At 57.9% G+C, this 13,991-nt stretch carries 15 protein-coding genes; 3 read left to right on the forward strand and 12 right to left on the reverse strand.

What is annotated here, in order from left to right:
• The first annotated feature begins 223 nt into the window (after window positions 1–223).
• Window positions 224–484 carry a YdgH/BhsA/McbA-like domain containing protein gene (locus CPH57_RS09605; RefSeq protein ID WP_033643254.1) on the forward strand — a complete coding sequence of 87 codons (261 nt, stop codon included), beginning with the start codon at window positions 224–226 and terminating at the stop codon, window positions 482–484.
• A 172-nt stretch (window positions 485–656) separates the two neighbouring features.
• Window positions 657–956, forward strand: a complete 300-nt coding sequence (locus tag CPH57_RS09610; protein ID WP_033643255.1) for a hypothetical protein — start codon at window positions 657–659, stop codon at window positions 954–956.
• A gap of 61 nt (window positions 957–1,017) precedes the next feature.
• On the opposite strand, the gene lapB is transcribed toward CPH57_RS09610, so the two are convergent.
• The 11 genes from lapB to CPH57_RS09665 all read right to left on the reverse strand — a co-directional run bounded on the left by lapB (window position 1,018) and on the right by CPH57_RS09665 (window position 11,885).
• Complete coding sequence (gene lapB / locus CPH57_RS09615) at window positions 1,018–2,190, reverse strand: lipopolysaccharide assembly protein LapB (RefSeq protein WP_019452693.1); 1,173 nt, start codon at window positions 2,188–2,190, stop codon at window positions 1,018–1,020.
• A gap of 6 nt (window positions 2,191–2,196) precedes the next feature.
• On the reverse strand, window positions 2,197–2,499 hold the full coding sequence (locus CPH57_RS09620; RefSeq protein ID WP_033643257.1) for a LapA family protein: 303 nt from the start codon (window positions 2,497–2,499) through the stop codon (window positions 2,197–2,199).
• 292 nt (window positions 2,500–2,791) lie between these two features.
• Window positions 2,792–3,589, reverse strand: a complete 798-nt coding sequence (locus CPH57_RS09625; RefSeq protein WP_033650258.1) for an SDR family oxidoreductase — start codon at window positions 3,587–3,589, stop codon at window positions 2,792–2,794.
• The gene (locus tag CPH57_RS09630) at window positions 3,586–5,109 is read right to left on the reverse strand and encodes an FGGY family carbohydrate kinase (protein WP_096242304.1); all 1,524 of its coding nucleotides are present in this window, start codon (window positions 5,107–5,109) and stop codon (window positions 3,586–3,588) included. Before CPH57_RS09630 ends, CPH57_RS09625 begins: the two co-directional genes overlap by 4 nt.
• A complete protein-coding gene (locus tag CPH57_RS09635; RefSeq protein WP_033650255.1) occupies window positions 5,102–6,166 on the reverse strand; it encodes an ABC transporter permease in 1,065 nt (354 codons plus the stop codon). Before CPH57_RS09635 ends, CPH57_RS09630 begins: the two co-directional genes overlap by 8 nt.
• Before the next feature lie 10 nt (window positions 6,167–6,176).
• Entirely contained in the window at window positions 6,177–7,676 is a 1,500-nt protein-coding gene (locus CPH57_RS09640; RefSeq protein ID WP_096242305.1) for a sugar ABC transporter ATP-binding protein, read from the reverse strand.
• 9 nt (window positions 7,677–7,685) lie between these two features.
• Window positions 7,686–8,303 (reverse strand): DUF2291 family protein, encoded by a 618-nt coding sequence (locus tag CPH57_RS09645; RefSeq protein ID WP_096242306.1) that lies wholly within the window; start codon window positions 8,301–8,303, stop codon window positions 7,686–7,688.
• A 64-nt stretch (window positions 8,304–8,367) separates the two neighbouring features.
• Complete coding sequence (locus tag CPH57_RS09650; protein WP_096242307.1) at window positions 8,368–9,300, reverse strand: D-ribose ABC transporter substrate-binding protein; 933 nt, start codon at window positions 9,298–9,300, stop codon at window positions 8,368–8,370.
• 63 nt (window positions 9,301–9,363) lie between these two features.
• The gene (locus CPH57_RS09655; RefSeq protein WP_047574984.1) at window positions 9,364–10,164 is read right to left on the reverse strand and encodes a GolD/DthD family dehydrogenase; all 801 of its coding nucleotides are present in this window, start codon (window positions 10,162–10,164) and stop codon (window positions 9,364–9,366) included.
• A 9-nt stretch (window positions 10,165–10,173) separates the two neighbouring features.
• Window positions 10,174–11,079: a transketolase family protein gene (locus CPH57_RS09660; protein ID WP_096242308.1), complete on the reverse strand. Its 906-nt coding sequence runs from the start codon at window positions 11,077–11,079 to the stop codon at window positions 10,174–10,176.
• A 2-nt stretch (window positions 11,080–11,081) separates the two neighbouring features.
• Window positions 11,082–11,885: a transketolase gene (locus CPH57_RS09665; protein ID WP_047574978.1), complete on the reverse strand. Its 804-nt coding sequence runs from the start codon at window positions 11,883–11,885 to the stop codon at window positions 11,082–11,084.
• Between the two features lie 388 nt (window positions 11,886–12,273).
• On the opposite strand from CPH57_RS09665, the gene CPH57_RS09670 reads away from it, so the two are divergent.
• On the forward strand, window positions 12,274–13,068 hold the full coding sequence (locus CPH57_RS09670) for a DeoR/GlpR family DNA-binding transcription regulator (RefSeq protein ID WP_072627559.1): 795 nt from the start codon (window positions 12,274–12,276) through the stop codon (window positions 13,066–13,068).
• 22 nt (window positions 13,069–13,090) lie between these two features.
• Here CPH57_RS09670 and pgpB read toward each other — a convergent pair whose 3' ends face one another.
• Window positions 13,091–13,852, reverse strand: a complete 762-nt coding sequence (pgpB, locus tag CPH57_RS09675; RefSeq protein ID WP_033650246.1) for a phosphatidylglycerophosphatase B — start codon at window positions 13,850–13,852, stop codon at window positions 13,091–13,093.
• Window positions 13,853–13,991: the final 139 nt, after the last annotated feature.

The raw sequence follows: 13,991 nt of genomic DNA on the forward strand, positions 1-13,991 counted from the left end.
CGCTCTGTCATGTTACCTTGCGTCTTTGTCATGGCGCGTCAACGTAAGCGCGTCAGCAATAAACCACGCAGCGTAAAACGCCGTAAAGATGCGTAAATTATCAATCAAATATTTTGAACCACTTGCTCAGCATTATCAGATTTTCAATCGGCCCAGATGCTTTATTATTCACCACATCGGAAGCGAATGGCTTCCTTCCTAAATAAACAGACTGGAGTCACCCATGAAAACCATCAAATATTTTGCAGCCGCTGCCGCTATCGCACTGACCTCTTTCGCCACTTTGGCCGCTGAGCCGATCAACAGCCAGCAGGCCGATAGCCTGACCGCGACCGGCGTCGTTTCCGCAGGCCACGCAACCACCCTCAGCAGCCTGGAGAAAAAACTGGCCGCTAAAGCAGATGCTCAGGGCGCCAGCAGCTACCGTATTATCTCCGCCGGCGGTAACAACATGTTGAGCGGCACCGCAATCATCTACAAATAAGGATTCCGGTACAGGGCCCGAGATTTCGGGCCCTGCCTCTGTTTCCCGCTTAAAAACCCCGCATTTGCCCCGCTCTTTATTGTTACAAAAATATTAAATTTTTATTACACACTAGACACCCGATCGCCAGTGGCTTAGCTTGAAGGCATCTTCCTGCAGAAAGGCTTTCAAAATGAGCGAGATATCGACACTTACCATTAAAATTCCTCTGGCACTGAAGGAGAAAATCCGCGCCGCCGCCGCTGAAAACGAATTTTCATTGAGCGTGGAAGTGTGCCAGCGCCTGGAAAGCAGCTTCAACGCGCCCGTCGTCAAGGCAGAAAAACCGGCCAAGAAAGCGGACGACCTGCACCACGGCGAGATCGACAATCAAAGCACCGAAGAAGAAATCGAACAGCCTCTGAGCCAAAAAGAGCTGAAGAAGCTGCGTCAGCTATTGAAAACCGGCGCTAAAGGCGGCAAGAAAAAGTAAGCGATGAACATAGAAAAACGGGGCGATCAATCGCCCCGTTTTATTTTGTCTCACCGCCGCGCTATTGTCCGTCCAGACCGCGGATCGGTTTAACCGATGACCAGGCGCGACACGACGGACAATGCCAATAGAGCGAGTGCGCGGTGAAGCCACATTTGTGGCAGCGGTAACGCGGCTTGGTGCGAATTTGCTCGCCGACCATATCGCGCAACAATAGCAGACTCTCTTTCGCACGGCCGTCTTCAGCGTCCGCCAGGTGATAATCCATCAGCCGATAAAACACCCGCATAGTGGGATGACGCTGCAGCTGGCGGTTGATATAGACCTGCACCACGTCGCGCCCTTCGTGCTGCTCGATGATTTCGGCCAGCATCAGATCGGCGGTTGCGCCAGTGTTCTCTTCCACGCAGCGCTTCAGGAAATCAGCCCAGTTGTGCTGCTGTTCCGGCAGGTGCCGGTAGCATTCCTGCAGCATCGGCAGCGTTTCGCTGACCAGCTCTTTATCCTGACTCAATACGCGTTGCAGCGACTCCGCCGCTTTGGCGTAGTCGTTTTGCGCCATGTAAATGCGCCCGAACATGATGGACACGCGCGCGCATTGTTTATCGGCCGCGTCCGCACGCTTGAGCAGGCTCATCGCCCGATCGAGATCGTCGCTGCCCATCGCCTGCAGCGCCAGTTCACAATAAAAGTGCGCGATCTCGACGCGTTGTTTCTCTTTGCCCAGCTTGACCAACTTTTCCGCCACGTCGATCGCTTTCTGCCAGTCGCTGGTCGCCTGATGGATCACCAGCAGTTGCTGCAGCGCCGAGACGCGAAAATCCGCTTCGTCAGTCAACTGGCTGAACATGTCTTCCGCGCGGTCGTAAAGCCCGGCGGCCATATAGTCACGGCCCAGCTGCTGCACCGCCAACAGGCGCTGCTCAAAGGTCAGGGAAGCGCTTTCCATCAAGGCCTGATGGATGCGGATAGCGCGGTCGACTTCGCCGCGCGAGCGGAACAGGTTGCCCAACGTCAGGTGGGCCTCAACGGTGTTGCTGTCCTCTTTCAACATGTCGAGGAACAGATCGACCGCCTTATCCTGCTGGTTTGAAAGCAGAAAGTTCACCCCTGCCACGTATTCACGCGACAGGCGGTTGGCTTCTTGCTGTTTATCCTGCTGAGCGCTTCTGCGCCCCATGTACCAACCGTACGCGGCAGCCACGGGCAGCAACAGAAACAGCAGTTCTAACATAGAGGGTTATTCCTTGCTGACAACGGCCTGAGCCGCCGGTTCAGCGGGCTGCTCAAGCTGCAGCTCCAGCCTTTTGATCTTGCGCTCGGCGCGGCCTAGCGCAATGCGCGTACGCAGATAGAACAGACCGCAAATGATCCAGCCGAGAATGAAACCGGCGCCAAACAGCGTGGCCAACAGGGTCGATACGCGATAATCGCCCTGCGCAACCAGATAGTTAAAATTGACCACCTGATCGTTATGCGCGCCCAAGGTGACGGAAATCACGAAGATCACCAGAACCAACAAAAAAATCAGCAAATATTTCACATTCTTTCCCGCGATGCCGAGTGAATCGGATGAACGATGCCAAAACGTGGCGTCCCTAACCCTTAAGTTAGCATTTCCCGTTGCGGCAGGGAAACCCTGCGGCACGATAAAACCACATATCTGCTGGCATATTCGGCAGTAAACGGCTTTAACGAACAAATTGATGAGAAAGCTTCTCAAAACGTCGAATTTATAAGGATATGGGGGCGACGGCGCGGATTGCAATGGCGGGAAAATGTAAGCGGTTAATGCGGCGCCGATCTGGCGCCGCGCTTTTTGTGACATCGTCACGCTATGACATGATTAACCCGCCATCCACATTGATGGTTTGGCCGGTGATATAATCGGCATCGTCCGAAGCAAGGAAGGCCACCAGACCCGCCACATCCTCGGGCTGACCGGCACGCTTGAGCGGAATGCCCGCCACCCACTCGGCCATCAACTCCCCTTTGCCGTAAGTTTTTTCCGGGCCGCTGAGAATTTCTCCCCAAACGCGGTCGTTATATTCCCACATCTCGCTTTCAATGATACCGGGGCAGAATGCATTGACCGTGATGCCATGTGGCGCCAGCTCAAGCGCTAAACTCTGCGTAATGCCGATCACCCCCATTTTGCTGGCGGCGTAATGCGGCGTATAAATAAACCCGTTACGCCCCTGACCGGAAGAGGTGTTGATCAGGCGCCCCTTGCGCTGGCCGACCATATATTTAGCCGCCTCCCGGCAGCAGAGCCAGACCGCCGTGGTATTTACCGCCAGCACTTTCTCAAAATCGCTTTTGGGCATCTGGTCAAAACGATCGATAGTGATCACCCCGGCGTTCTGAATGGAAACGTCGATCGCGCCAAATCGCTCCCAGACCTGACGATAAAAATCAACCACCTGTGCTTCATCGGTTACATCGAGGATGACCGGCATCACCTCAGCCCGATAACGCTGGCGCAGCGTTTCCGCCGTGGTCAGAATGCGCTCTGCATTCGACGCGATCGCCAAATTGGCGCCCAAACTGGCGAAACGCTCGGCGATACCGGCCCCAATGCCGCGGCATGCGCCGGTAATCACCACGGTTTTCCCCGTGAAGTCACGATTCATGATTGTTCTCCTGTCATCAATGAGGCCGTCTGCGGCCGCCATAAGGTGCGCTGTACCGCCTGCCGCCACGCGCTGTAGTTTTCCTGCAGCTGCCGGTGGCGCTGCATATCGGGTTTAAACTCATCATGTTGAGGCAACAGTGCCGCCAGTTGCCGATCGGTAGCTCCCCACAGGCTGCGCATCGCCATCAAAGCCGCCCCCAGGGCCGACAGTTCCGCCGTGTTGCTGCGCCACACCGGGCAACCCAGCAGATCGGCCTGAAACTGCATCAGCCAGTCATTGCGGCTGGGGCCGCCGTCTGCCATCAGCCCCTGCAGCGCAAAACCCGGTTGTTGCCGCAGTACGCCGATCACATCGGCGATTTGATAAGCCACCGATTCAAAAGCGGCCCGCACCAAATGTTCTCGCCGCGTGCCGCGGCTGAGCCCGCAAATCACGCCGCGCGCTTGCTCATCCCACCAGGGTGCGCCGGCACCGGTCAGCGCCGGTACAAAATAGACGCCACCGCTGTCGGGCACGCGAACAGGCAGTTCACTCAACGGCGCTTCGCCCTCCGACGGTATGGCGGCGACATCCAGCATCCAGGCGATAGCGTCGCCGGTGTGGGGAATATTGCCCTCCAGTGCGTACTGCATGCGTCCACCGTCATGCCAGGCGATGGTCGTTGCCAGAGCGCTCGTATCGCATTGCGCTTCGGCGATTGGCGCCATCACCGATGATCCTGTGCCATAGGTGGCTTTGACCTGCCCAGCCTGACCCAGCGCATGGCCATAAAGCGCCGCATGGGAATCCCCTACCATCGCAGCAATTGGAATGCCGTCGGCAATGCCTTCCAATCCCAACGTCGTGCCGAACAGATGGCTGGAGGGATGGATTGTCGGCAGCGCCTGACGGGGAATATTGAACAGCGCCAGCATCTGTTCGTCCCACGCCCCGGAAGCGAGATTCAGCAGTTGAGTTCGGGCGGCATTGGAGACATCACAGCCGAATGCCCGCCCCCCACTCAACTGCCACAACAACCAGGCATCGATGGTGCCCAGGCACAGTTCGCCGTTCTCCGCCAACCGCTGTCCCTCTTCGCAGTGATCGAGCAACCAGCGCATTTTCGACGCCGAGAACAACGGTGAAAGCGGCAAACCGGTGGCGCGGCGCACCGCTTCCTCCTGCCGATCGCGGCGCAGCCGTTCGCAGAAATCGGTGGAACGCGCGCATTGCCAGGTCAGAGCCGGGCCGATCGGTTGGCCGTCAGCGCGACGCCAGCCGATGGCGGTTTCACGCTGGTTGCTGATGGCGATACCGGCAATGCGGGATGCTCCGGCCAACGCAATAGCCTCCCGCAATACCGCCAGAGAGGCCGCCAGCAAGGTCTCGCCCCGTTGCTCCACCCAACCGGGCTGCGGCGTCTGCAACGTCAGTGGCCTGCTGGCCCTGGCGACGATCGTACCCTGTGCATCCACCACCACGGCCTTGGCGTTGCTGGTGCCCTCGTCCAACGCGACAATGCAGTCCGCTTTAACCATGGCTCACCTCAGCCAGCGGCTGCACCGCTTTTTTTTCCTGGCGCTGCATCAGAATGACCTTGCTTTGCAAACGCTGCTGGAACTGGTCAATCACCACGGCGGTGACGATCACCAGCCCTTTAATCACCATTTGCCAGAACTCGCTGACGCCCATCATCACCAAGCCGTCCGCCAGAAAAACGATCACAAAGGCGCCGATGATCGAACCGAATACCCTGCCGCGACCACCGCTGAGCGCCGTACCGCCCAGCACCGTCGCGCCGATGGCGTCCATTTCGAACATATTGCCGGTCATCGGGTGCGCGGTCTGCAATTGAGAAGCGATGACCAGCCCCACCAGCGCCGCACACAGCCCGGAAAACGCATAGACGAACATTTTCACTTTGACAATCGGCACCCCCGACAGCCGCGCCGCCGGCTCATTGCCGCCAATGGCATAGATATAACGGCCCAGCGGCGTTTTCTTGGTGAGATAGATCCCCAACAACACGATGGCTAACATCAGCCAAATCGGGTTGTAAATTCCCAGGAAGGTGCCAGACCCCAGGGCAGCGAAACCGGTGTTGCCCAACGCCTCCATGCCCACCAGATTGGGATAGGTTTTGCCGTCCGCCGTCAGCAACGCCGCCCCACGCGCCACGTACATCGCCCCCAGGGTGCAGATGAATGGCGCAACGCCGAGCCGCGTGATCAGCGTGCCGTTGATCAAACCCAACAACACGCCCAACAGCGCCACCGCGCCGATCACTTCAAAAACGTTGAGAAACAGCCGATTGCCATCCCACAGCGGGATACCGACGGTCAATAGCGCACCGGCAATCATCCCGCACAAACCCGCCACCGCGCCGACCGACAAGTCGATGCCGCCGGTGAGGATCACCAGTGTCATGCCAACCGCCAGCAGCCCGGTAATCGCCACGTGCTGCGTCATGATCAGCAGATTAGAAACGGTCAGAAAATTCGGCACCATGCTGCTGAAGAACAGCACCACCAGCAACAGGGCGATGAAGGTGCGCGCCTGCAGCAAATACATATACAACCGATACTTGGTTTGCATTGCCTTATCCTTATGCATGAGGGGTTGAGGCGCGGATCAGCGTTTCGCGATCGGCCCGTTCGCGCGGCAGATCGGCTGTCAGCTGCCCGTCCGCCATCACCATCACCCGGTCGGCCAGCGAGACCACCTCATCCAGCTCCGACGAAGAGAACATCACCGCCAGCCCCTGGCGCGCCATCGCGCCAATCAGGTGGTAAACGTCCGTTTTGGCACCGACGTCAATTCCGCGCGTCGGCTCATCAAGAAACACCACCTGCGGCCCGGTCAGCAGCGCCTTGCCCAACACCACTTTCTGCTGATTGCCGCCGCTCAGGCTGGTAATTGGCAGCTCCCGGTCACTGACCTTGATCGCCAGTTTTTCGATCATGCCATCGACCAACGTACACTCCCCGGCCGATGCCAACGGCCGTAGCGCATTACGTCCCAGGCTGGCCAGGGTCATGTTGGCCTTGATCGACATCATCTGCACCAACCCCTCCGCCTGCCTGTCTTCCGGCACCAGCGCCATGCCCAACGCCATGCGTTGACGGAATCCCAGCCGCTCCACGCTTTTGCCGTTGAGCAAAATGCGACCTGCCGTCTGGCGCATCACGCCGTTGAGCACTTTGAACAGTTCGGTACGGCCGGCCCCCAACAGGCCATAAATGCCGATCACTTCCCCTTTGCGCAGTGAAAAACTGACGTCGTTAAGGCAATAGCCGCCGTTTTCACGCGGCAGCGTCAGCTGTTCGACCTTCAGCACTTCATCCCCTTGTTCTGCCGCGCAATAATCGAAGCGCTTGCTCTTTTCACCCACCATCTTTTCGATGATCCACGGAATGCTGACGTTACTGACCGGTTCGGCGGCAACAAAACGCCCGTCGCGAAACACCGTGATGCGGTCGCCAATCTCCATCAGCTCTTCCAGTCGGTGAGAAATGTAGATGATGGTGACGCCGCGTTTTTTCAGATCGGCGATCACCCGAAACAGCGTGCGCACTTCGGCCTGACTCAGCGCCGACGTCGGCTCATCCATGATCAGCACCCGGGTGTCCTTCGCCAGGGCACGGGCAATTTCAACCAGTTGCTGATGACCGATACCGAGGCTGCCCAACGGCGTATGCGGTTCGATATCCAACTCCAGCCGCTGCAGCAAGGATTTGGCCAGCTGATACTGATAGTCCACATTGATACGGCCGCGCTGGAAGAACTCGTTGGCCATAAAAATGTTGTCCATGACCGACATGTTGGGGAACAGGTTCAGCTCCTGAAAAATAATGCTGATCCCGAGCCGCTCCGCCTGCTGCGTGGAGGTTAACGTCACCGCTTTCCCCTCCAGCTCGATAGTGCCGGAGGACGGGGTTTCCACCCCCGCCAGCAGCTTCATCATGGTCGACTTACCGGCGCCATTCTCGCCGATCAGTACGTTGACCTGATTGCGAAACACTTGATAACTCACGCTATCCAACGCGGTGACGCCCGGATAGAGGCGCGAAACGTTGCGCGTTTGAATAATGATCGGATCGCTCATCACGCCCCCTTAAGGTTGAATGCGCACCGGCGTGATCAACAGCGGCTCGGCAGGTGCCTGCCAGCTGCTGAATACGCCATACACGGTAATGTGGTCACCCACCTTGGGCTGGGATCCGGCCAGTTCGTCGATCGAAGCCTGGTTAATCGCCCTGGCAAAATCGCCGAACAGCGCTTGGTCATTGAAATCGCTGTAGCTCAGGCCGCGATAGCTGTCGCGTAACGCCGTACCGCGGTAGACCGGCCCGATCTGCACCTCCACGCTGCTGAGCGGCGCATCGGTCAGTTTGAGCGTTAATTTTCCGCTGCGTGAACGGGTGTTGACCGCCGCGACTTCACCGCTGACCTTAACGTTGAAGTAACAAGGAAACTCCGGTTGAGGACGGTACCCAAGCAGGCCGCAAGCGCTGTTGAAATCCTTGGCCTGGGCGATCCGGGCGAGCAGTTCACCCAGCGGCTGCGCCGTTTTGACCGCTTGCGGGGCGATTTTGCTGCGGTAAATCTCCGCCGCCTGCGCCACATGTGGATTCACCGGGGAGCGAAGCGCCGCCAGCTTTTTCTCCGAGACGATACGGCAACCGCTCAACGCCAGAACGACGATGAGGGTCAACGCAATACGCATCGACATAACAACACCTCCGATCGCACCCCGCCGCCAGGACGGGGTGGTGAAAGACGCCGCTCAGCGCGGATTACTGTTTAAAGTTGAAGTCATTGACTTGCTGGGCATTGTCTTTGCCGATCAGGATGCCGCGGAACATCACGCGCTCCTTGCCGGTATAGCTGCCGGATTGGAAGTAGCCATCCAGGATCTCGACGCCCTGCGCGGCAATCGCCTGCGCCTGCAGCATCACGCTGGCGTAGAGGCTGCCGTTAAGAATGGCATCGCGCTCATCGTTGCTGCCGTCGATCCCCACCACGGTGACATCCTGTCTGCCGGCGGCCTTCAGCGCCGCCACTGCGCCCAGCGCGACCGGACCATTGCCGCAGATCACGCCTTTGATGTCCGGATGCGCCTGCAGGATGCTGTCCATAATGCGCTTCCCTTCCAGCAGATTGCCCTTGGCGTCTTGGCGCGCCACGCTGACCATCTCCGGGTATTGGTCGATCACGTTATGGAACGATTGCGAACGTGTGACGCAGTTATTGTCCGCCAGGTTGCAGGTCAGTTCGGCGTATTTACCGGTCTCCCCCATTTTTTCCACAAACTGATTGGCGACGTCCGATCCGGCCTGGAAGTTGTTATGGGTGATCTGCGCCAGCGCTACGCCATCGACCGGGATCTCACGGTTGATCAGCACCACCGGAATGCCGGCGTTTTTCGCCTGCTGCACGGCGGCGACGCTGGCCTGGGAATCGGCGTTATCCAAAATGATGCCCTGAACCTTGCGGCCGATAACCAGGCTGATGAGCTCCCCCTGACGCTTGACGTCTTCGCCGTGCGACAGCACCAGCGTCTGGTAGCCGAGAGACTTGGCTTTGGCCTCGGCTCCCTTGGCTTCCGCGGAGTAATAAGGGTTATCCAGCGAGTTGACGAGAATGGCGATTGTGCCTTTTTCCGCCGCCATGGCAGTGGCGCAGGCAAAACCGGTAAGCAAAGTGAGGTAAGTGGCTATTTTTTTCATGATGGTGTTCTCTTATCGTTGTGTTGAACATCGTCTGGTGTTGGCGATCGCCGCGGTTGCCGCTTACCAAATGGTAAAACCGCCGTCGATCATCAGGTCCGCGCCGGTAATCATGTCGCTGCCGTTGCTGGCAAAAAACAGGATCGCCGCCGCAATTTCGTCGGTATAAGCAAAACGCCCCAGCGGGATCAGCTTTTTCATCGCCTCGCCCTTCTCGCCGCGCCAGGCTTTCTCTCCCATAGGCGTCAGCACCACGGTGGGCGATAACGTGTTGACCGTAATGCCATGCGGCGCCCATTCTTTGGCCATCACCTTGGTCATGCCCAGCAGCCCCGCCTTGGCGGAGGTATAGGCACAGTGTTCGTCAATGGCGATAGAGGCCGCCTGCGACGCGATGTTGATGATTTTCCCTCCGTGACCGGCGGCTATCGCGCGACGCGCCAACGCCTGCGAGCATAGAAAAGGTCCGGTGAGGTTGACCGCCAAATGACGCTGCCACTCCTCGAGCGTGACCTCCGTCGCCGGCTGCAGATTGACGTAGCCAGCGCAGTTGACCAAAATATCGAGGCGGCCAAAGCGCCGTTGAGCCGCAGTGAAAGCGGCGGCCACCGAGTCAGGATCCGTCACGTCGCAAACCTGGCAAAGTACCTGCTCTTCACCTAATTCCCGCAGCGCCGCCGCAGCCTTGTCTTGTTCAAAAGCCGGGTACATCAACACCAAACGCGCGCCTTTTTCCAACAGCAAGCGATTGGCGGCCATCGCGATACCGCCCAAACCGCCGGTAATCACGGCAACCTTCCCCGTCAGCGACAGTCCGCTATCTACTCCGTAGCGTAAATTAACGTCATACTCGTTCCGCTCCATCGCTTCCCCCTATTGAGTTAACTGAGCATGCAATCCTGCAGCGTCGATGGCATATTGCCGCCGCAGCGCCGCCCGGCTGCTGCTGTGGGTAAATTCGTAAGCCGGCACGCCCAGCGCGGCAAACGGCCGCGGCAGCTGATGCCGCAGCAACAATTCACCGATGATGGTGCCTAAACCACCGCTGAGCGCATGCTCCTCCATAGTCAGCACCCGGCGGTGCGAGCGCATCAACGCCACCACCGCCTCCTCATTGAGCGGCCAGAGCGAAGGGAGAGAGACAATGGTCGGGTTATCGCCCAATGCCAGCACCTTCATCGCCTCATGAGCCACCGTGCCCAAACAGAACACCAGGCTATCTTCCCCCTGATGCAACACCTCCGGCTCTCCCGGACGGAATTGGTAATCCGCGTTCAACACCGGCAGCTTGTCACTGTCCATGCGGATATAGGCCGGACCGGGTTGCGCGATGACATGACGGACAATCTCTGCCGCTTGCCGTGCATCCGCCGGCGCATAGACGCTGAGATTGCCCAACGTACGGGCGATGGCGATATCGTTCATGCAGTGGTGCGTCGCCCCCAGTGGCCCGTAACCAAATCCGGCATTCAGGCCAAGCATTTTCACGTTGGTCTCCGTGTAGCAAACATCGTTTTTCATCTGTTCGTTTGAACGAGCGAACAGGAAAGGTGCCGCGTTGGCGGTAAAGACCGTACGGCCGCTGAGCGCCATGCCGGCAGCCATGCCAACCATGTTCTGTTCGGCGATACCGACGTTCACTACCCGCTCCGGATAAGCCTGCTCAAAGGGCGCGATTTTTGACGTGGACGTGGAATCCGCCACCATCACGCTCAGATCTGCACCCGCCCGTTGCTGTTCGATCAACGCCGTCACCACCGCATCGCGTAAGTCCTGCATGTTTACCCCTCCAGTTCCGCCAGCGCCTGCGCCAGCTGTTGTTCGTCCGGTACCGCGTGATGCCAGGCGGCAACGTTAGCCATAAACGACACGCCGTGCCCCTTTTCGGTATTGGCCAAAATCACTCGCGGTTTGTCCTGGCTCGGAAGTTGGATCGCCGCCACCAGCGCCGCCGGATCGTGCCCGTCACATTCCACGGTTTCGAAACCGAAAGCGCGCCATTTTTCCGCCAGCGGTTCCAGCGGCATGATCTCCTCCGTCTTGCCCGCCAGCTGCAGCCGGTTGCGATCGACAATGGCGATCAGGTTATCCAGCTTGAATTTGCTGGCCGCCATTGCCGCCTCCCAGTTGGATCCCTCCGCCAGCTCGCCGTCGCCCAGCAGTACGAAAGCGCGGCGATGCCCACGCCCTGCCAGCTTATTGCCCAGCGCCAACCCCACGGCGATCGGCAGCCCATGCCCCAAACCGCCGGAGTTAATCTCCACCAACTCCGGCAACTTCTGCCGCACCGGATGCCCGGCCAACAAGGTGTCGTCGCCCATGAACTGATCGAGCACCGCCGGATCGAGCAAGCCCATTGCCGCACAGCTGCAGTAAAAACCGCCGGCGCCGTGCCCTTTAGACAAAATGAACCGATCCTGATCGGGCCGGGCATTGCTGCGATCCATCACTGCCATATACAAAGTGCAGATGATGTCGATTTCCGACAGATCGGCGCCGGTATGACCCTTGCCTGCCTTATGGTTCATGGTCACCACATGTCGGCGCGCCTGGCGTGCCGTATTTTTAATCGCCTGAAAGTCCATCGTCACCTCTACTTAAGCGCCTTGATTATCGTTATCGCATCAAAAACGATCCGTTAACCCATCATTGATTTTCGAATGGAAATCATATGCAGCAAAAACGATAATTAATGTGGGCAAGATCAAATTTCAAACAAAAGCGCTTACCAGACAACACTCACACCGATAAAAACCAACAAATAACAACACTATAAAAATAATTCAGCTGCTTTAATTTAGTTTTTACCGTTGATTTCATCGGATGCCAATGATTTTCGAATAAAAATCAACGCTGCTTAACTGGGTTTATCCGTGGCTTTATCAATAATCGCGAGCTAAAATTCAGCGCATCAATAAGGAGTGGCCGTGGCAAACCGCGCGGCGGGAACTGACAGGTGCAGGAGTCTTTCGATTGAAAAGCAAAAGCGAGCAGTTGGCGGAAATGCAGCAACGGCGCGAAAAGATCCTCGACATGATCCGCGAAGACGGCTCGGCGACGGTCAAAATGCTTACCGATACCTTCAAGCTGACCGAGGCGACCATTCGCACCGATCTGCGCGTCCTGCAGCAGCAAGGCTATGTGCAGCGCTTCCACGGCGGTGCAACCCTGGTTGATGGCAAGCAAAATACTCATGCCATGCTACTGGAACGCCAGGTTAACCTGACCGCCAAAGATCGCATCGGCAAACTCGCCGCCGGTTTTATCGAACCCGGCGACACCATCATTCTTGATTCGGGCACCACCACCACGGCTATCGCCAATCACCTGAATCACATAAAGAAACTGTCCGTTATCACCACCGGCGTCAATATTGCGCTGCAGCTGGGCGGCGAACCGGGCGTGAATATTTTGCTGACCGGGGGCTCATTCAAATTTCCGACGCTCTCCACCTCCGGGGACAAAGCCGCCAATTTCTTCGAAAACGTGCTGGCGCAAAAACTGTTCCTCGCGACGGCCTGCATCTCGCCCCGCCACGGGCTCAGTTTCCCAAGCGAAACCGACATCAAACTGAAAATGGCGATGATCAATGCAGCCAACACGGTGTATGTGGTGGCCGACTCCAGCAAGATCGATAAAGTTTCAATGTTTGCGCTGCCTTGTGACTGGCAGCATATCGACTATTTGATTACCGACAACGGAATTAGCGATGCCGCCATGCAGGCATTTGAAAAGGTAGGCGTTAAGGTCTTGGTGGCAGGCGCCTGAACGGCGCCTGTGAAAGAAGTGATTATTCCGGCTTGCGCGCCGCGATTTCCTGCTGCTCTTGCGGCGGCGGCGTCAGAGGACCGAACCAGCGCTGCGCCAGCCAGCAGGTGATCACCACCAGCAACCAACTGATCAACGTGGCCATTGCCAGATCGCGCGGCCAGTGCATGCCCAGCAGCAAGCGGCTGCCCATTACCCCGGCCGCCCACACCATCAGGATCGCGACGGTTTTGTAATGGCGGCGCGGCCACAGCAGCCCTACGCCCAATAGCGCCCAGGTGGCGGCGAACATGGTGTGCCCCGACGGAAAAGCAAAGCCGGTTTCAAACTGCCAGTGCTTGCGCAGCCAGCCCGGCACCAGCGTCTGGTCTTGCAGTTGCTCGCGCACCAGCGCGCTGCGCTCTTTGCGCTGCAGCGAGTAGAAATACTTGCCGTCCACGCCGTGGGTTTGCTCCAACCACACCACGAAAGGACGCGGCTCTTGCACCCGATCCTTGATCAACGACTTCACGCCCTGCCCAATCAACAGCGCGGCGAAAAGCAGCATCGCCAGACCGATGGCCGGCTTCAGCCGAAAGCGCAGGCACCACAAAAACCAACCGCAGAGGATCGCGCTGGTCAGAATGCCCCACGGCGAGGTCACGGTTTCGGTCACCCAGTACAGCGCTTTCAGCAGCCGGTCATTGCCGCCGGGTTGCCAGTGCCAGCCGGATACCCAGACCGCCAGCGGCATCAACAGCAGCAGCAACGCGCCGCCCGCCGTGCGTTTTGCTATCTCATACATTCCCGTTTTCCTCTGCGTGAATCACGCTGCAGTGTAACAAGAGTGCAATATTGATAACACGCGAAAAATTAAACAGATAGACAACCTATCGCAATAATAGGTGGCCAGAAAACGCCATCTGCTGGTTTGCTGAGCACCG

The organism is Serratia sp. JKS000199, assembly GCF_900215455.1.
Lineage (GTDB): Bacteria > Pseudomonadota > Gammaproteobacteria > Enterobacterales > Enterobacteriaceae > Serratia > Serratia ureilytica.

Excerpts from the sequence above, each read along its gene's own strand:
- CPH57_RS09630 (WP_096242304.1), bottom strand. The coding sequence starts at position 5,109 with ATGGTTAAAGCGGACTGCATTGTCGCGTTGGACGAGGGCACCAGCAAC.
- CPH57_RS09635 (WP_033650255.1), bottom strand. The coding sequence starts at position 6,166 with ATGCAAACCAAGTATCGGTTGTATATGTATTTGCTGCAGGCGCGCACC.
- CPH57_RS09645 (WP_096242306.1), bottom strand. The coding sequence starts at position 8,303 with ATGTCGATGCGTATTGCGTTGACCCTCATCGTCGTTCTGGCGTTGAGC.
- CPH57_RS09625 (WP_033650258.1), bottom strand. The coding sequence starts at position 3,589 with ATGAATCGTGACTTCACGGGGAAAACCGTGGTGATTACCGGCGCATGC.
- CPH57_RS09605 (WP_033643254.1), top strand. The coding sequence starts at position 224 with ATGAAAACCATCAAATATTTTGCAGCCGCTGCCGCTATCGCACTGACC.
- pgpB (WP_033650246.1), bottom strand. The coding sequence starts at position 13,852 with ATGTATGAGATAGCAAAACGCACGGCGGGCGGCGCGTTGCTGCTGCTG.
- CPH57_RS09650 (WP_096242307.1), bottom strand. The coding sequence starts at position 9,300 with ATGAAAAAAATAGCCACTTACCTCACTTTGCTTACCGGTTTTGCCTGC.
- CPH57_RS09640 (WP_096242305.1), bottom strand. The coding sequence starts at position 7,676 with ATGAGCGATCCGATCATTATTCAAACGCGCAACGTTTCGCGCCTCTAT.
- CPH57_RS09610 (WP_033643255.1), top strand. The coding sequence starts at position 657 with ATGAGCGAGATATCGACACTTACCATTAAAATTCCTCTGGCACTGAAG.
- CPH57_RS09655 (WP_047574984.1), bottom strand. The coding sequence starts at position 10,164 with ATGGAGCGGAACGAGTATGACGTTAATTTACGCTACGGAGTAGATAGC.
- CPH57_RS09660 (WP_096242308.1), bottom strand. The coding sequence starts at position 11,079 with ATGCAGGACTTACGCGATGCGGTGGTGACGGCGTTGATCGAACAGCAA.
- CPH57_RS09665 (WP_047574978.1), bottom strand. The coding sequence starts at position 11,885 with ATGGACTTTCAGGCGATTAAAAATACGGCACGCCAGGCGCGCCGACAT.
- lapB (WP_019452693.1), bottom strand. The coding sequence starts at position 2,190 with ATGTTAGAACTGCTGTTTCTGTTGCTGCCCGTGGCTGCCGCGTACGGT.